The 16,344-nt window shown below is 60.0% G+C and carries 23 protein-coding genes; 10 read left to right on the top strand and 13 right to left on the bottom strand.

Going from position 1 to position 16,344, the window contains the following annotated elements:
• The first annotated feature begins 106 nt into the window (after nt 1–106).
• Together treZ and ACIQUG_RS21735 are read left to right on the top strand one after the other, a co-directional pair.
• Nucleotides 107–1,867, top strand: a complete 1,761-nt coding sequence (gene treZ / locus ACIQUG_RS21740; RefSeq protein WP_402324038.1) for a malto-oligosyltrehalose trehalohydrolase — start codon at nt 107–109, stop codon at nt 1,865–1,867.
• 23 nt (nt 1,868–1,890) lie between these two features.
• Nucleotides 1,891–2,544, top strand: coding sequence for a UdgX family uracil-DNA binding protein (locus ACIQUG_RS21735; RefSeq protein WP_402324037.1), 654 nt, complete (start codon nt 1,891–1,893; stop codon nt 2,542–2,544).
• 18 nt (nt 2,545–2,562) lie between these two features.
• Here ACIQUG_RS21735 and ACIQUG_RS21730 read toward each other — a convergent pair whose 3' ends face one another.
• On the bottom strand, nt 2,563–2,727 hold the full coding sequence (locus ACIQUG_RS21730) for a hypothetical protein (RefSeq protein ID WP_402324036.1): 165 nt from the start codon (nt 2,725–2,727) through the stop codon (nt 2,563–2,565).
• Between the two features lie 184 nt (nt 2,728–2,911).
• On the opposite strand from ACIQUG_RS21730, the gene ACIQUG_RS21725 reads away from it, so the two are divergent.
• Nucleotides 2,912–3,283, top strand: coding sequence for a hypothetical protein (locus ACIQUG_RS21725; RefSeq protein ID WP_402324035.1), 372 nt, complete (start codon nt 2,912–2,914; stop codon nt 3,281–3,283).
• Between the two features lie 67 nt (nt 3,284–3,350).
• Entirely contained in the window at nt 3,351–4,811 is a 1,461-nt protein-coding gene (gene glgA / locus ACIQUG_RS21720; protein ID WP_402324033.1) for a glycogen synthase GlgA, read from the top strand.
• Nucleotides 4,812–4,852: 41 nt separating this feature from the next.
• Here glgA and ACIQUG_RS21715 read toward each other — a convergent pair whose 3' ends face one another.
• The 5 genes from ACIQUG_RS21715 to ACIQUG_RS21695 form a co-directional block, all read right to left on the bottom strand.
• Complete coding sequence (locus ACIQUG_RS21715; RefSeq protein ID WP_402324032.1) at nt 4,853–5,116, bottom strand: hypothetical protein; 264 nt, start codon at nt 5,114–5,116, stop codon at nt 4,853–4,855.
• Between the two features lie 209 nt (nt 5,117–5,325).
• The gene (locus ACIQUG_RS21710; protein ID WP_402324030.1) at nt 5,326–5,946 is read right to left on the bottom strand and encodes a response regulator; all 621 of its coding nucleotides are present in this window, start codon (nt 5,944–5,946) and stop codon (nt 5,326–5,328) included.
• A gap of 28 nt (nt 5,947–5,974) precedes the next feature.
• Complete coding sequence (locus ACIQUG_RS21705; RefSeq protein ID WP_402324029.1) at nt 5,975–6,178, bottom strand: hypothetical protein; 204 nt, start codon at nt 6,176–6,178, stop codon at nt 5,975–5,977.
• A 224-nt stretch (nt 6,179–6,402) separates the two neighbouring features.
• Nucleotides 6,403–7,056 carry a BON domain-containing protein gene (locus tag ACIQUG_RS21700; RefSeq protein ID WP_402324028.1) on the bottom strand — a complete coding sequence of 218 codons (654 nt, stop codon included), beginning with the start codon at nt 7,054–7,056 and terminating at the stop codon, nt 6,403–6,405.
• 194 nt (nt 7,057–7,250) lie between these two features.
• Entirely contained in the window at nt 7,251–7,700 is a 450-nt protein-coding gene (locus ACIQUG_RS21695; RefSeq protein WP_402324026.1) for a CBS domain-containing protein, read from the bottom strand.
• A gap of 323 nt (nt 7,701–8,023) precedes the next feature.
• On the opposite strand from ACIQUG_RS21695, the gene ACIQUG_RS21690 reads away from it, so the two are divergent.
• The 3 genes from ACIQUG_RS21690 (at nt 8,024) to ACIQUG_RS21680 (ending at nt 9,310) form a co-directional block, all read left to right on the top strand.
• A complete protein-coding gene (locus ACIQUG_RS21690; protein ID WP_402324025.1) occupies nt 8,024–8,326 on the top strand; it encodes a hypothetical protein in 303 nt (100 codons plus the stop codon).
• 51 nt (nt 8,327–8,377) lie between these two features.
• On the top strand, nt 8,378–8,590 hold the full coding sequence (locus ACIQUG_RS21685) for a hypothetical protein (protein ID WP_402324024.1): 213 nt from the start codon (nt 8,378–8,380) through the stop codon (nt 8,588–8,590).
• Between the two features lie 105 nt (nt 8,591–8,695).
• Nucleotides 8,696–9,310, top strand: a complete 615-nt coding sequence (locus ACIQUG_RS21680; RefSeq protein ID WP_402324023.1) for a DUF6766 family protein — start codon at nt 8,696–8,698, stop codon at nt 9,308–9,310.
• A gap of 82 nt (nt 9,311–9,392) precedes the next feature.
• Here ACIQUG_RS21680 and ACIQUG_RS21675 read toward each other — a convergent pair whose 3' ends face one another.
• The gene (locus tag ACIQUG_RS21675) at nt 9,393–9,890 is read right to left on the bottom strand and encodes a ferritin-like domain-containing protein (RefSeq protein ID WP_402324022.1); all 498 of its coding nucleotides are present in this window, start codon (nt 9,888–9,890) and stop codon (nt 9,393–9,395) included.
• A gap of 177 nt (nt 9,891–10,067) precedes the next feature.
• On the opposite strand from ACIQUG_RS21675, the gene ACIQUG_RS21670 reads away from it, so the two are divergent.
• The 3 genes from ACIQUG_RS21670 to ACIQUG_RS21660 all read left to right on the top strand — a co-directional run bounded on the left by ACIQUG_RS21670 (nt 10,068) and on the right by ACIQUG_RS21660 (nt 13,841).
• On the top strand, nt 10,068–10,490 hold the full coding sequence (locus tag ACIQUG_RS21670; protein ID WP_402324021.1) for a hypothetical protein: 423 nt from the start codon (nt 10,068–10,070) through the stop codon (nt 10,488–10,490).
• Nucleotides 10,491–11,166: 676 nt separating this feature from the next.
• Entirely contained in the window at nt 11,167–11,577 is a 411-nt protein-coding gene (locus ACIQUG_RS21665; protein ID WP_402324020.1) for a low affinity iron permease family protein, read from the top strand.
• 152 nt (nt 11,578–11,729) lie between these two features.
• Entirely contained in the window at nt 11,730–13,841 is a 2,112-nt protein-coding gene (locus ACIQUG_RS21660) for a catalase (protein ID WP_402324019.1), read from the top strand.
• A 96-nt stretch (nt 13,842–13,937) separates the two neighbouring features.
• Here ACIQUG_RS21660 and ACIQUG_RS21655 read toward each other — a convergent pair whose 3' ends face one another.
• From ACIQUG_RS21655 to ACIQUG_RS21630, 6 genes are all read right to left on the bottom strand, one after another.
• Nucleotides 13,938–14,255 (bottom strand): hypothetical protein, encoded by a 318-nt coding sequence (locus tag ACIQUG_RS21655; protein ID WP_402324018.1) that lies wholly within the window; start codon nt 14,253–14,255, stop codon nt 13,938–13,940.
• 44 nt (nt 14,256–14,299) lie between these two features.
• Nucleotides 14,300–14,500, bottom strand: a complete 201-nt coding sequence (locus tag ACIQUG_RS21650; RefSeq protein WP_402324017.1) for a hypothetical protein — start codon at nt 14,498–14,500, stop codon at nt 14,300–14,302.
• On the bottom strand, nt 14,482–14,715 hold the full coding sequence (locus ACIQUG_RS21645; protein ID WP_402324015.1) for a hypothetical protein: 234 nt from the start codon (nt 14,713–14,715) through the stop codon (nt 14,482–14,484). Before ACIQUG_RS21645 ends, ACIQUG_RS21650 begins: the two co-directional genes overlap by 19 nt.
• 85 nt (nt 14,716–14,800) lie before the next feature.
• Nucleotides 14,801–15,094 carry a DUF982 domain-containing protein gene (locus tag ACIQUG_RS21640; RefSeq protein WP_192448779.1) on the bottom strand — a complete coding sequence of 98 codons (294 nt, stop codon included), beginning with the start codon at nt 15,092–15,094 and terminating at the stop codon, nt 14,801–14,803.
• A gap of 35 nt (nt 15,095–15,129) precedes the next feature.
• The gene (locus ACIQUG_RS21635; RefSeq protein WP_402324014.1) at nt 15,130–15,483 is read right to left on the bottom strand and encodes a DUF2188 domain-containing protein; all 354 of its coding nucleotides are present in this window, start codon (nt 15,481–15,483) and stop codon (nt 15,130–15,132) included.
• A 32-nt stretch (nt 15,484–15,515) separates the two neighbouring features.
• Nucleotides 15,516–16,043 (bottom strand): DUF4142 domain-containing protein, encoded by a 528-nt coding sequence (locus tag ACIQUG_RS21630; protein WP_402324013.1) that lies wholly within the window; start codon nt 16,041–16,043, stop codon nt 15,516–15,518.
• Nucleotides 16,044–16,344: the final 301 nt, after the last annotated feature.

Raw genomic sequence — 16,344 nt, 5'->3', positions numbered from 1 at the left:
GGATGCGAACTCGCGGCCCACTGATTTGTTCCTGGCTGACCGCCGGACCGTTTCTGGAACCTACGGCTGCCCCCAAGGTTCTTTGAATTGAAAGAGGGACGATTTCATGAGCAAGTCTAGAGAACCGATGTGGGGCGCGACGGCACTCAACGGCAAGGAGGCACGCTTTCGGATCTGGGCGCCTGACCACCGGTCCATGCGTCTGGCGCTTACCGATCGCCTTATTGAGATGGATGCAGAGCCGGACGGCTGGTTCTCGATTGTCTGCGCGGCCGTGGCCGGCGATCTCTATCAATTCGCGCTGCCCGACGAAACGAGGGTAAGCGACCCGGCATCACGGGCCCAGGTCCATGGCGTCGAGGGACCATCGATCCTGACAGTCAAAAGGGGCTTCGACCAGCCCTGGAGCGGGCGCCCCTGGGAAGAAGCGGTTATCTATGAAATCCATATCGGCACCTTCACGCAGGAAGGGACCTTTCTGGCCGCCATTCCGCGCCTTGCCGAACTCGCAAGCTGCGGGATAACTGCAATCGAGATCATGCCTGTAGCGCAATCTCCCGGGAGCCGCGGCTGGGGTTACGACGGCGTGCTCCAGTTCGCACCCGATGGCGCCTATGGCCCACCGGAAGCCTTGAGGATGCTCATCAATGCCGCCCACGGTCTGGGGCTGATGGTTTTGCTCGATGTCGTATACAACCACTTCGGGCCCGTCGGAAACGCGCTTCCGCAATATGCCGGCCGTTTTTTTGACGATCGCCGAACCACGCCTTGGGGCAAGGCGATCGCCTTCGATGAACCGAACGTCCGTCGCTATTTCCTTGAAAATGCGCTTTACTGGCTGACGGAATTCGGCTTCGACGGCCTCCGTCTCGATGCAGTCCAGCATCTCAAGGACAGCCAGCGTCCCGATTTTCTCTCCGAACTGGCAACCGTCGTGCGCGAGGCGGTGCCGGGCAGGCATGTCCACCTGATTGTCGAGGACGACCAGCGCCGGCAAGAACTGATCCGCTATCGGCCGCCGCAAGCGCCGGTCCTCTATACTGCCGGCTGGAACGACGACTTTCACCATGCGATCCACACGATCGTCACTGGCGAAACGGGAGGCTACTATCGCCCTTACGCCGATGCGCCCTGGCGCAAACTCGCCGAGACCCTTGCCAACGGCTTTCCGGTTGATCGCCCCGCAACTGAGGAAACGGCGCCAGCGGTCCCGATGGCGCGCGTGGCATTCCTGCAGAACCACGACCAGGTGGGCAACCGCGCAAAGGGTGAACGCCTCACCACCCTTGTCACGGATCCGGTCATGGAGGTGCTCACCGCCTTGCTTCTTCTATCGCCGCAGACGCCACTCCTTTTCATGGGTGACGACTATGGCGAAACGCGGCCGTTCTTCTATTTCGCCGACTACGCTGGCGAGCTCGCCGAGGCCATCCGCAAGGGTCGGCTGAAAGAAGCCGAAAATTTCGGATGGAGCCGTGATGGCGCCGCCGAATCACTTCCCGACCCGATCGACATTGCTACCTGCCAGGCATCGAAGCTCGACTGGAGCCGTGCGCAGACACCGACAGGGCATCGTCACCGGTCCCGACTGAGAGAGCTCACCGCGTTGCGTCGGAAATTCGTCGTGCCGCTTGCCGGTCGCCTGGAGGATTTTGTCATCCATCCCGTCGTCGAGGGTGTCATGGCGGTAGATTGGCTTTTCCCGGATGGAACGCTTCAGATCAGGATGAACCTTTCGCAAGCGACTGAGCCGGTGCCGCGGCCTGCCGACACCACCATCTGGTCGATTGGCTGGCGCAGCGACGAAGGCGTACTCGCATCGCCTGGAATCGTCGTGGCTGTCGGTCCACCGGTTGAGCCGGGCTGAAACAGTCAGGAGAGGAGGAAGGGATGCAGCAGACAATAAGGACGAGGGCGGGCCCAGCACTCGTCGAGGAACACGCACCCGGCTCTTCACTCGGCGCCATCGAGCGACAAGCAAAGGACTGCCGGCGCTGCGATCTCTACAAATACGCCACGCAACTCGTCTTCGGCGAGGGCCGCCGCGATGCCCGCCTGGTGCTGGTCGGCGAACAGCCGGGCGACAAGGAGGATATCGCCGGGCGACCCTTTGTGGGACCGGCGGGCGTTGTGCTCACCGACTGCCTTCACGAAGCTGACATCGAGCGAAGCGATTGCTATCTGACCAATGCCGTAAAACACTTCAAATACGAGCAGCGCGGCAAGCGCCGGCTGCATTCGAGACCGAATGCCGGTGAAATTCAGCGTTGCGCCTGGTGGCTCGGCGCCGAACTCGACCAGCTTGATCCGCACGTCGTGGTGGCGCTGGGTGCGACGGCTGCAAGAACCCTGCTCGGCCCGTCAGTTAAGGTGACCAGGGACCGAGGACACCCGATTGCGACGGATAGCCGCTTTACGATTTTGGTGACGATACATCCGTCCTATCTCCTTAGAATTCGCGATCGGCAAGCGGCCACGGCCGAACGCTCGCGCTTTATCGATGATCTGAAGACCGCCGTGAAACTTGCCAAGGGAAGCGAGTGACCCGTCAATCCGAACGCTTCAGAATACCAGCATCCATACACCGCGCCAAAACAGCGATCCGGGGCTGTCGAGGTGCTCTTCGTCGGCGCATGCGTCGTGCCGCGTACGGCATTCCTCGGCCTGCTTTCGAAGCGGGCGGCAGGGGTAAGGCACGATAATCCACGTGACGGTCTGTTTGCTCATCGAGGTCATCCTCACGCTCTGCCAACTCCGGTCGCGCGGTAACGTTCCGCGGTGTGTGCAAGTTCTCCTCGGGAACATTCCCCTTGAGTGCCAGTTCGGTTTTAAAGTGGCGGCACTCGGTCGACGCGCATGGCTCTCGCCCGGTCTGAAGGGGGCCGGAGCCCTATCGGATTGGAGAGAACCCATGGCAGAACGACTGGACGAACGAGGTGAAGCGGCGACTGCGACGCACGGCGCAGACCGAAGCCAGTTTTCGGCACGCGAAACCCGTCAGGCAGGAATGGGCGCCCGCGTTTTACTGGTGCTTGCCGCAAGTCTTCTCCTGGCTCTGCTCGTGTGGGGCAGTGTTGAATGGGGATGGGTCGGCACCGGAAGCGACCAGGCCGACTACGGGCAATCCGCGCCGCAGAGTTCCTCGCAACAGCAACCCGACGTCGACCAACGCCCGAGTACCGAAAGGCCTGAAGGCTTGGCGCCCACGGACCGCAACCCGACACCGCAATCCGGATCCGGCGCCCCAACCCAGAACACCGCGCCCGACGACACCAATCGATAGCAGGTCCGCTTTGTTCAGCCCTTGCCCGGGCGCATTACCGCCTGCCAACTGTCGGGAGCACCTCGCCATGCAAATTCTTGCGGCTGCGGCCGAAATCTATCCCTTCGTCAAAACCGGCGGCCTGGCGGATGTTACCGGCTCACTTCCAAAGGCCCTTGAAAAGTTCGGCGTTCACACGCGAACGCTCGTTCCGGGGTATCCCGACGTCTTGCGCTCCTTGGACAGCGGGACGGTGCTTCGAACCTATGAGAGCGTTTTCGGGGCGAAAGCCCGGTTGCTCGGCGCGCATGTGAACGGGCTCGACATCATTGCCCTTGACGCACCGGATTTGTTTCTTCGGCCCGGAGGACCCTATGGTCCGGGCGGTGCGCAAGAATACGACGACAACTGGAGACGGTTCGCTGCGCTATCCTGGGTCGCCGCCGACATCGCACAGAACGGCGCGGATGGCTGGCGTCCCTCTTTGCTGCATGCGCATGACTGGCACTCCGCACTCAGTCTCGTCTATCTCAAATATTGCGGAAACGTCGACATCCCGCGGATCCTCACCCTTCACAATCTCTCGTTCCAGGGCCAGTTTCCGGCTGAGCGCTTCGCCGAACTTGCATTGCCGGCGTCCTGCTACAATGTCGACTGTCTCGAATACTACGGCGACCTCAGCTACCTGAAGGCGGGTCTCTTGTCAGCCGATGCGATCACGGTGGTCAGCCCCACCTACGCGCGCGAGATCCTGTCGCCGCAAAACGGCATGGGTCTCGACGGCGTCCTCAACCTCCGCCAGGAGGACATCGTCGGCATCGTCAACGGCATCGACATGGATATTTGGGACCCTTCTTCCGATCCCCATATCGTTCACCGCTACTCTGCGCGTACGCCGCTGCGGCGCCTCGCAAACAGGATCAGTCTTCTCAAGCAGGTGGGCCTGCCGTCGACACGCGGCCTCGTCTTTGCCAGCGTCAACCGCATGACCTGGCAAAAGGGAATGGACATGCTGGCCGCCGTCGTCGACGAAATCGTCGACCGCGGCGGCAAGTTGATCGTACATGGAAAGGGCGACGACGCGATCGAACAGCTTTTCGTCCGCGCAGCGAAACGCCATCCCCGTCATGTTGCGGCCGTGATCGGTTATGACGAGGCGCTGGCTCACATGATCCATGCCGGGGCCGACGCCATGTTGGTGCCTTCGCGCTTCGAGCCCTGCGGACTGACGCAGCTCTATGCATTGCGTTACGGCTGCGTGCCGATCGTCTCGCGCACCGGCGGCCTTGCCGAAACCATCATCGACGCAAACGATGCAGCCGTGCATGCCCGCGCTGCGACTGGCATCCAGTTCAATCCCATAAACGTCGGCGGTCTGCGGCACGCGCTCCAGCGTGCCTTCAAGCTGCATCGCCGCCATCGCGGATGGGAGAGGTTATGTCGGCAGGCCATGAAGGCCGATTGTTCGTGGGAGCGCAGCGCCGCTCAATATGTCGAAGTCTATGGCCGGCTTCTGGACAAGGGCGACCACCTCCAGCAGCAGGCGTGATCTGTCAGCAAAAAAGCTGATCGGCAATGTTGCCGCGGTGATCAGGGTCGATCGACGAACTTGTTGAAACGGCTCGGCTTGCCGTCGGCCGTTTCGTCCTGATGGAGGAACAACAGTCTATTGTGATCGAAGATGCGGAAGAACTCCTCCCACGAGATCGGCTCAAGACCTTTTTCAGGCTCTCCGAAATCGATCCGCAGAATGCCGCCGGTCGCGGCGCCCTTGACCCGGGCCGGACGTCCCCGTCTCTTTTCGGCCCAGCTGCGGATTTCATGATGATCGCTGGTGGTCACAGTCTGGCTCAATGTCGTCTCCTCGCTTTGCCGTCTACGCGTCGAACCGGCTGTGCTAAGGATTGTTCCGGCCAAAATCCGGTGATGGCAGGTCGGCGCCGTTCCTGGAACCAATCGCGCCCCATCGAAGAGCCGGAGCCCGAGGTGCCGGACGAAAAGAACGCCGAACCTGGACGAAGTCCGCGAGCCTGCCATCCACACCGATCTTGGCGGATTGACGTTCAATTCGGGCCGTAAGGGCTTTCGCCGTGGATGGCGGCCATCAATGCGTACAGCCAGGCGTCGAGAGACTGGGATCTGCATCTGGTGGCCGACACTGCGATAGCACGCTCAAGGGTGCGCTCCACCAGACGATCCGCTGCCTCGAGCGGGGCCCCTGCCATCAAAAGCCGTGCGCGATAACGAAGGTCCGGCAGGAGGTCAGTGACCACTTGGTCCGGAATTGCCGCAGTCAGTGGAGCGAGGCCCGAGAGGCTGAGAAGATGTTGCTCGAAGACGGCGCTGACGAGGCCCGACGAGCGGACGCACTTGCTGAGCCTGGTGGCCGAGTGGAACCGGGAGGGAATGCTCAGGTCGTCATAGCCACTGAAAAAAATGAGCGGCACCGACCGCCGCGCCAGTTCGTCGGCCACGGGAAAAATCAGTTCGCCGTTGAGATTTATGTCCAGCACCGCAACCTGGACGTCTTCCGTCCTTGCCAGGCTCTTGAGTGTTTCTTGTACTGTTGGCGTGGGGCCGATAATCGTCGCGCCTGCCCGCTCAAGCCACAGCGCGATGTCATTTGCGACGTAGAACTCATCTTCAGCCACCAGCACCCGCAAGTGCCGCAGGTTTGGCATCATGTCCTATCCTCGGCCATTCCAGCCCACCCTAGTTTTTTCTGCGGCCGTTGGCCGGCCCAACTGCGCGCCGATTGTCGAGCGCCCTTTGTAACCTGTTGGCAAGAATCAGCAGGCGGTCCGGCACATCGTCTACCCGCGCCGCATCGCGATCGTCAGAGTGGGAAGCAATGGGGCCCACCACAAGGCTTTCGTGCTCATCGTCGGTTTTCTTGCCCGAAGCCACAGCGTCCACCCTGACCTTCCATACCGTACCTGCGTGTCCGTGCTCGTTGCATAGTACACAATAGCGCAACGATACGCCCTCGAAGGCCATAAGCCAAGCTTGAGTGCTCCTTGGCGCGCGCGCCAACGAGCACGAACCGAGCGGATCCGAGCGACCCGTCTCTTCTCCAGAGGTTGGACGCCGCTGATCTGTATCGTCAGCGACGTTCACGTGGTTACGCCTTGGGCGAGCGATCACAGAAGGTCATCCGACGCTGCGGTCGTCGGCCTCGCCGATGCGCGGATGCGAAGGTTGTTTTGAACATGCGTGACGCCGGAAACCATTTCGACGCAATCTTCCGCCCGGCGCTTGTCCTGCCTGCTGGAGACTTCGCCGGAAAGCGTTACCTCGCCGTTTGCAACGGACACGTCGATATCCGACGCGTCGAGCCACGGATCGTCAGTGAGGCGGTCGTTCGCGTCCTCCTGTATGCGCTCATCGGCGCGCGTGTATCCTTTCGGCCCTTTGCCACGGAACTGATCGGCCCGGCGGCGCGTAGCAGCGTCTTCATCACCAAACCAGGATGCGACTTCATCGCCGGCGCGATCCAGAAAATCACGCTGGTTTCGATAGCCCTGACGCCCGCCGAAACGCCCCCTGTCCGCGCCATAGCGGTCACTCTCGCTGTAGGATTCATAGCGCCCACCCGTCGAAGGATAGTCGAGATCGTCCGTCCGCCAGTCGGATTGATTACCACGGTCGTAATCGGTGCGTTGCTCCGGATACTGTGCTGAACTATGGGGTCGGCCCCGGAATTCGCCGCGCCGCTGTTGGCCCCAGTCATCAGTGCGCTGGTCGTCATAACGACGTCCGTAGCGTTCCTCGCGTTCGTAACGGTCTTGTGCCATGGAACAACTCCTTCTTGCTGGCGCTTCTGCTGGAACGGCATCAAAACCGGCACGGAGCTGTCCGGTTCCATGAAAATTCCGCACGCCGCCAGCGGTCATTCCAAGGGTCGGGTCGTGTATCCGACCCGTTCACGGAATTGCGATTGCTTGAATGCGGTCTGACAGCCACAGTCGACGGCGCGGTGGGTCAGGGCCTAACGCTGGTCTGCCGGAATTTCCCTCATCAGCCCGCCTGCGATCAAAGACCCGAGCGAAGGGTGCTCCCGCACGATATCGCTCAGAGACAGGATCCCGACGGCGTGTTTGCTCTCGTCGACGACGACGAGACGATGCAGCTTTGCCTCGAGCATCGTCTGCGCCGCACTGACGACATTGTCCGAAGGGCGACATGTCTCAGCTGATACCGTCATGAACTCGCAGACGGCAGCAGTCGTCGGAATCGACTTTGCAACCACTTTCACGACGATATCACGGTCGGTCACCACTCCAAGGATAGCGCCCACTCCCGGCGCCTCCACGGGCACCATGCCGACCCCGGCCTCAAGCATCAGGCGCGCTGCAGATTGGGCGCTGTCGCCCGGCGAGATCGAGTAGACGCATGGTGTCATCAGCGCCGCGACGGTCTGTTGTTCATGGCCGCCCATTGGCAAGGCTCCTGCCGTTGATCGACGCCGGCACCTGCACTTCGTCCTGAGGCTCCTGTGGACGAGGCAGGTCAACCTGATGCGGCGGCAAGATTTGTGGCTCCCAGGCGTTCTTCCTCGGATATCCGAAAAGTTCCGGGTGTTTCTGTCGGGGTGGAATAAGCTTCAAACGTCGTTTCACGAGCGTTGTCCTTTCATCGAACAAGACGAGCCCAACGCTTCCTTGGGGAGATGGTTCCAATCTCGAACGTGGCATCGAGCGTCAACATGGTGCCGGAACCAAATGCGCCCCTGGCTGTTAGAGCGCCGAAGGAGGCACGGTGATGGCAAAGGAGCTGCCTGTGCGCGCAGACCATCACGATACCGAGGCCGATGCGGTCGCGCCGTCGGCCAGCGCGTCATTGACGCCCATCGCCCAACTCGCAGTGCTGCGGCATAGGGCACGGACACTTGAGCAAGAAATCGACCAGATGCTTGCTGAGGCGCTGATTTCGAACGCGGAGACTGGCGGTGGTGACGCCGTCAAATCTATGGTGGACGAGAAACGGATAAAGCTCGTCGGACTGCAATCCGACCTGGCGAACCTGGAACGACGCCTGGACCGCGAGACCGGCAGCATCAGGTAATCGCGTCGGTTTCGAAGCGATGAGACGCCGCATTGGTGCGGGAGAAAAAAGATGCCCAAAGTGTTGCGCTTCGTGATCTGGAACATGGCGTCGGGCTTCCTGCTCGGAGCGACCACCGCTTTGGTGATCGTTGTTGTCGACCCGGATGCACTTGGTCATGGGCACTCGATCCAACCGCTTCCTCTTTTCATGCAGATTTACGCCTTTGGCGCTTCCTTCGCGCTTGGCAGCCTTGCCACCGCGTTGATGGGGAAGATCGACTGACGTCGGTGACCGCTTCAGCGATCCGTTGCTGACCGGCTCCCGAGCGGCAGCGTTGCGGGGCCGGCTCCACCGCATTGATCGAACGAAACATAGGGTGACGATTCCATGTCTTTCTTCCGCAATAACGGGCTGACCATCGTTCTACTGGGCGCATCGGTTGCGACGATTATCCCCATGTCGCTCACTGGCTTTCTGGTGTTTGCCGAGCAAGCGGCACGCCATCACGCCGCGGGCGTCACCTTTATTCAGTACCTGTCGAGCGGCCATTTCCTTTCGGCACTCTTTGAAAACTGGGAAAGCGAATTTCTACAGATGTCGGCCTATGTTTGTCTGACGGCGTACTTCTTTCAACGTGGTTCGGCTGAATCGAAGGATCCCGATGCTCCAAGCGACAAACGGCAGCGTGATCGAGCGCACCCGCTCTACGCCTATTCACTCGGCATTGTCCTGGCAACGCTATTCCTGGCGTCCTTCGCGCTCCATCTGGTTTTCAGCGCGCGTGCCGCAGGTGAGGATGCCTTGCGCCATGGCGGCCTTCCCGTGCGAATTCTTGAGCATGTCGGGGACGCGGAATTCTGGTTCGAATCGTTTCAGAACTGGCAATCGGAGTTTCTGTCGACAATGGTGCTCGTCGTGCTTTCCATCTTTCTACGCTATCGCGGATCGCCGGAGTCAAAACCGGTTAACGCGCCGAACAGCCAAACTGGAACGTCCGACTAGCGCGAACTTGCCTTAAATGATTTGGAATGAGGAGCCGAGCCAGTCCGTGCGCAGGACGCATCGCATCCTGCGCACGCGAGACTTATGCCGTATTCTTCGCCTGGACGTTAGCTGCGGATACAGCCAGCTTGCTCAGTGCTTTGTCCGTAGCCCCCTCCTCCTGAAGCGTCTGGTCGAGCAACAGAGCCGCTTCGTTTAGTGCAAGCTGCTGAGCCCAGGTCTTGAGGGTCCCGTAGCGCGCAATCTCGTAGTGTTCGACCGCTTGAGCAGCCGAGATCAGGCCGGCATCAAGCGCCGGGCTTCCCTTGAACTCCTCAATGATCTCCTCGCCTTCCGCAATGATCCCCTGGATAGCCTCACAGGTTTTGCCCTGTGCTCGCTTTCCGACAATCTCGAATACCTGCTGTAACCGCTCCACATGACCTTCGGTCTCTTCGCGGTGCTTTTCGAATGCCGCTTTCGTATCTGCCGATTGCGCGGCACGTGCCATCTTCGGCAGTGCCTTGAGGATCTGTCTCTCCGCATAGTAAATGTCTTTCAAAGTCTCGTGGAAGAGGACATCGAGTGTCTTTTCCGGCATAACAGCCTCCTTTATCGTGTAACGAACCACCTCCAACCCGGTTCTCCTTTGAACGTTCCCGTCGGACAAAGGTTACCCTTTCCCAGTTTATTGCCCCCGGGGTCGCCGTAGCCGCGAACTGCGTCAGCGATCGGCGTTGGGCACAAGGCGCACGCGCAATTTCGGCTGGATAGGTTGATGGGCCTTTGGAACCATCCCCCCGGTTTGCGGTTTGAAAACCATCACACAGACCTTTATCGGAGGCGGAAAGACGGTCCCATGTCCCGCAAGATCAAGGCCGCAACGGCCCAGAAATTGAACCTGATGCTCAGCCAAGCAGTGACGGCTATGCGCGTCAACGAGCAGTTGATCTGCCGTCTGCTTTGGTGGGCCGCCGCGGAGAGGGCGGATCCCTGCCGCTTTATCGACAAGGCGCTGGAGGACGTCAGAAACGATCTTCGACAAAGCGCCGACGCCCGCAGCACGATATCGACAATCGCGCTCGATGAGGCGCTTGAGTATCTCGATGACCTCGCGACCGAAATCCAGGCGAAGGTGCCGACACAAAAGCCAAAGGACGCCGTCCCGAACAGCAAGCGATACGTGGTCGAGCGCCTATAGAACTGATCGTCGCTCCACCCGTGCGTCGACCTTGCAACACGCCAACCAGGTTGGAACCATTTGGCCCCGCACCGGTTTTAAGGCCCTTGATCGGAGATTTCCCTATGGTCGCGCAACACCGTCTCGAACTTCATTTCGACCCCTTGAGCCGCCGTGCCCTCTTATCTTGTGGCCCGAATGAATATGTGATGCCCGATAGCTACCCTGACAGGGACGCAGCCCGTGTTGCGGCGCAGCGCTATGCATGGGAGGAGTTGGGGTTCAAAGCAGCGTGCTCCGAGATGAACGACGCATGCGAGTTGCCTGTCTGGTTCCGTTGATCTGCTGAGGGACGCCTCACGCGTGCGTGGTTGGGGTCAAGGGACAGGGCCTTCAGGCGACTGCGAATTCGCAGCCATTAGACAATCACGGGCGGCGGCTCAGGCCGTTCACGCCACCCTGGAGGTCGATGTCGGGCCCTCGGTTCCGCGCTCATCCCACTTACCCATTCCGGACGGAGCGTCAGACGTCCCCGGTATGTCGAGCTTGCCGAGAAGAGGACATAGCATCCTGCGCATCGATACGCTTTGCGAGACGACCGAACCGCAAATCGTTGCGCGTGTTCCGGAGCGACCACCTTCGGAACATCAAGGGCCGAAAGCGGTTTTGTCGATGCCTGTGACCTGGAGGCCGCATTATGGATCGCTTCTTCGCAAGGTTCGCAACCGCGACTGCGCATGCCACCGGAAGCCCCCTCGCCTTTATTCTCTGTGTTTCGGCCGTTCTCGTATGGGAGGTGTCGGGCCCGTTTTTCGGCTTCTCCGAAACATGGCAACTGGTTATCAACACGGGCACCACGATTGTCACGTTTCTGATGGTGTTCCTCATCCAGAACACCCAAAACCGCGACGGCGCGGCACTTCAGGCTAAGCTCGACGAGATCATTCTGTTCAGCGATGCCGAAAACGAATTCGTCGGCATTGAGAGGTTGACCGACGAGGAACTGGAAGTGCTCCATGCCCGATGTGAGAAAGCGGCGCGGCGCTCGCATGCATTGTTGCAGAACACGCATGGGGAGAGAAACGCAAGAAAGAGCCGTTGCCAGTAAAAATCGGCCCCACCGCGCGCCAGCGCTCGCTCACTTGTTGATCGTGGCCCCGCTTTGGACCCGTGCGTGCCGAATTCCTGGAACATCGGCGCGCTCAGAAGGTTTTGAGCCGATACTAAGCTTGATCTCTCTTTGAATTAAGGAATCTCGGCATGGCTAAATCTGCAAAGCAGGCACCCGACAAGCGCGCAACGATTCACGATCAGAAGCTGTCACGCGGCAGCGGCGGAGAACTCCATCAGATTGCCGACGAGAACTACGAGGTTATGACGACCGCGCAGGGTGGCCCCATTACCGACGATCAAAACACCTTAAAGATCGGCGAGCGCGGGCCAACGCTCGTCGAGGACTTTCACTTCCGCGAAAAGATCTTTCATTTCGATCATGAACGCATCCCGGAGCGCGTGGTGCATGCGCGTGGCTACGGTGCCCATGGATTCTTCGAAACCTATGAGTCCCTTGCCGCCTATACCCGTGCCGACATCTTTCAAAGGGCAGGCGAAAAGACGCCCGTCTTCGTGCGGTTTTCAACCGTCGCCGGCTCGAAGGGTTCTTTCGACCTTGCGCGCGACGTGCGCGGCTTTGCCGTCAAGTTCTACACCAAAGAAGGCAACTGGGACCTCGTTGGCAACAACATTCCCGTCTTCTTCATCCAGGACGCGATCAAGTTTCCCGACATCATCCACGCCGTAAAGCCTGAGCCTGACCGGGCTTTCCCCCAGGCCCAGTCGGCGCACGACAATTTCTGGGATTTCATCTCGCTCACACCGGAATCGATGCACATGATCATGTGGGTGATGTCGGACCGGGCCATCCCCCGCTCCTTCCGGTTCATGGAAGGCTTTGGCGTGCATACGTTCCGGCTCGTCAACGCGAAGGGCGAATCAACCTTCGTCAAGTTCATCTGGAAGCCGAAGCTCGGACTGCAGTCGGTTGTGTGGAACGAAGCGGTCAAGATCAACGGCGCCGATCCGGATTTTCACAGACGCGATCTCTGGAACGCGATCCAATCCGGCAACTTCCCCGAATGGGAACTGCAACTGCAACTTTTCGACCAGGATTTCGCTGACAGCTTCGACTTCGATGTCCTCGATCCGACGAAGATAATCCCTGAAGAGATTGTAAAGCCGCTTCCGGTCGGACGGCTTGTCCTTGACCGCATGCCCGACAATTTCTTCGCGGAGACCGAACAGGTCGCGTTCATGACCCAAAACGTGCCGCCCGGCATCGACTTCTCCAACGACCCGCTGCTACAGGGGCGGAATTTCTCCTACCTCGACACGCAGTTGAAGCGTCTCGGCAGCCCAAATTTCACGCACCTTCCAGTCAACGCCCCCAAATGTCCGTTCCATCACTTCCAGCAGGACGGGCACATGGCGATGCGCAATCCGGTCGGACGGGCCAACTACCAGCCGAACTCCTGGGGTGAAGGTCCGCGAGAAAGCCCTCAAAAAGGATTCCCCACGTTTGCAGCCGAGGAAAAAGGGACAAAGGTTCGCCTGCGTGCCGAGAGCTTTGCAGATCACTATAGCCAGGCGCGCCAGTTCTTCATCAGCCAGACCGCAACCGAGCAGCGCCATATCGCCATGGCCCTGACGTTCGAACTGGCGAAATGCGAGAACCCCGTTATCCGCGAGCGCATGGTTTCCCACCTTCTCAATGTCGACGAGACCCTTGCCACCACCGTTGCCGACAAGCTCGGGATCGCGACACTCCCCAAATTCGCCGATGCGGCCATACCGCCCCGCGACGACCTCCCCGCCTCGCCTGCCCTTAGCATTATCGAGAATGGACCGAATAGCTTTGCCGGGCGAAAGCTTGGCGTATTGGTGACGGCGGGGGCGGATGCCGGGCTGGTGAAGGCGCTGCAGTCGGCCATTGAAAAGGAAGGCGCCGAGATGGATGTCGTGGCACCGAAAGTCGGCGGCGTAGAAGCTGCAGATGGCAGCTGGATCGTCGGCAAGCACATGATCGACGGAGGCCCATCGGTCCTTTTCGACGCCGTCGCACTGATCCTGTCTAACGAGGGAGCCGAACGCCTTGCCGGTGAAGCTGCAGCCCGCGATTTCGTCGCGGATGCCTTTGCGCATTGCAAGTTCATCGGCTTTTCCACCGAGGCTCTTCCGCTTCTCGCGCGAGCCGGCATTGAACCCGAAATGGATGAAGGACTGATTGCACTCGACGCAGAAAAATCGGTCACTGCCTTCATAAAGAACTGTCGGAGGCTGCGTCTGTGGAGTCGGGAAACGTCAGTCAAATCTTAGTGTTGGACACGGGCGTTGCCGCTTGTGTGCCTGAACGCTCATCGGCCACGAGGCATGGCGCTTTCGCCCTGCCTGCCGACCGCGAGACGTCGAACCTCATCCAACGCCCGCACTGCGGATCCTGCTCTGCAGTCGGTCCAGTCTCTGGCATATCAGCAACGCGTACAAGACCATCAGCTCGGTCTCGGCTCTGATTCCTCGAAGGCGGTTGCGATCCTCAATGTGGAGCGCCCGCGAACGTTCGAATGTCGCCAACAACGCTCGGGCAAATCGGCCGTCGCAGGCGGCTTTTTCGAGCGCGTCGACAATTTTCCTTTGAAACATCACATGTTGCGTAGCGTCCTGAACGTGTCGTTCGGCCATGGCCAGGCTGCGTTCGATAAGCCCGAGCCCGGCCACCCCATGGTCGAGCATGGACAACCGCCTCACGGCGCGGCGCGGTTTTGCGCGCAACATCGTCAAGGTCCGCCGGCCATCGAGCCGACGACGACCATGACCAGCGCATCCACGTCTATTTCCCCTCTGACATCGACACGGTCGCCTCGCCGCTCTACGGAGAGCTGGTCCGGCGCCTTCGCGGCTTGCCGTTCCAGTTCTTCGAGGACAGAGGCGATTGCCTTCGCTTCCAACGGCTGGCCAATCAGATTGCCGGTACCCATTTCCAGAACACTCCTTCCTTGCGTTCGCGATAGTGCTTGAACTCGCATTCAAATTTCCTGCCATAGGCGCCTGCGGCCGCAATGGCGACCGTAGCGGGCGGGCTCATGCCTTTTCCCGGCGCAAACCAGTCTTCAAGCAGATCATCCGGGACGTAGGCGCCGATCCTGAGCGGCAGAAGTCTCAGCACCTCGTCCATTTCCTTGGGTGGTGCCATCTTCGGTTCCTCCTGGCTGTCTTGTTCATGACAAAGCGCCCGAGTACCACTGACACGCCGGAAACGCGGCCCGACGGCGGCAGCGTCAGAGCCTTGCCAGTCGCGACGGGGACGATGAAAAGACCCCGACGGGTGTTGGCGTCATGCCGGCCTCGATGCAAGCGCCGACGAACGCTTCCCGCGCGACGGAAGCCGGTGCGCGACCGTTCAACGCTTCCCTGCAGCTGTCCACTGCCGCCTTGTAGGTCTGACCGTTGCGTACGGGCCATTCGTTTTCGAGAAAATCCAGCGCATCGAAAACGGTAGAAAACAGACGCTCGGCGCCGGACTGCAATCGCACGGATAACGGTACGCCCCAAGGCAGCTCCCGACCGTACATGGGTATTCCTCCCTTTGACCGCGCATGTGCGCTGCTCAACGGCGTTGCAGATGGCGAAGAATGTAGGCGACCGCCAGCGCGGCGCTGGTGGCAAGCAGGAACGTTTTCAGCGGACCACCCCCCTCCCCTCGCCGCAGATCGATCTCCTCGTGCGGCGCGACTTCGGTTTGCGGCCGATCGAGGCCCGAGGCGATCTGGATATGCCAGCGACCGTCCGGATCCTGAAACTCGATGTGCTCGTCAACGCCCGGGATCCTGTGGTTGGCCGCAGCGATCCGCGCTGCAGCCAGCGCATCGGTTTGCGACGGAAACGTCTCGGAAAAGGCTTCCTCGACCTTGTAGGCCCACCCGTCATCATGCTCGACAACCTCATATTGCACTTTGGGCATGCGACCCTCCGTTTTGCGCCCACGCCGCGCGGCTAGTCGGCGAGCGCCTTGGCCATCTCCAGATGATGCTGCAGGGCCGGCAGCGTTTGGGCCGCCCATGCCTTTAGTGCGGCGTTCTCACCGTTTTCGGCGTAGCGTCCAAAGATATCGACGGCATCTTCATGCGCTTCGATCTGGTCGTCGCGATATTGTTTTTTGAACTCCGCCCCTTGCAGGGCCTTCAAATCACCGAGTGCCTCGTTCTGGTCGTCGGACATCGCAGCCGCCGGCGAAACCTTGACTTTGCCGCTGTCGACAAGCTGCTTCAATTCACCGGTCGTCTTTTGATGATCCTGGACCATCTGCTGAGCAAATGCCTTCGTGCCCGCGTCGGTGCGCTCGACGGCAAGTTTGCTTGTTTCGATTTCAAAGATATCGCTCATAGAGACTTCCTTGACGAAATCCTCCGTCTTCGGAGCGGCTCCCACCAGACTGTTTATTCCAGATTTCTCCGCCGCTGACTGGGCAAAGGCGGACGTGGCGGCAAGGAGGGCCGCCGCCATAAGCGTGATCGTTTTCATTGGTCTTCTCCTCGTTCGATGCCCGAACAATGAAGCCTCGAACATGTTCCCAGGGGCCGAACGTCTGTCGTCGACACTCTCAAGATTTCCTTGATGGCACGATCGCGAACGCTGCCAGCCCACTCCCCGATAACGATCATCGAAACCCATGGAACCTTTTTCAGAGCCGCTTGTTTGAACCTTCCTGCAGTGAAGAACTCCGGAGTCGCCGGCGCTTGCAGGCATCTAAATTACCTGAGTTTCAAACAGCGTTCGCGTTGCCTGACCAGCTACAGTTTTCTCCATGACCAAGGGAGGGTTG

Origin of the sequence: Ensifer sp. NPDC090286, from assembly GCF_044769565.1 — a bacterium.
Taxonomy (GTDB): Bacteria; Pseudomonadota; Alphaproteobacteria; order Rhizobiales; family Rhizobiaceae; genus Ensifer.
Note: the sequence above shows the minus strand (reverse complement) of the source record. Positions and strands in the feature narration are given on the sequence as shown.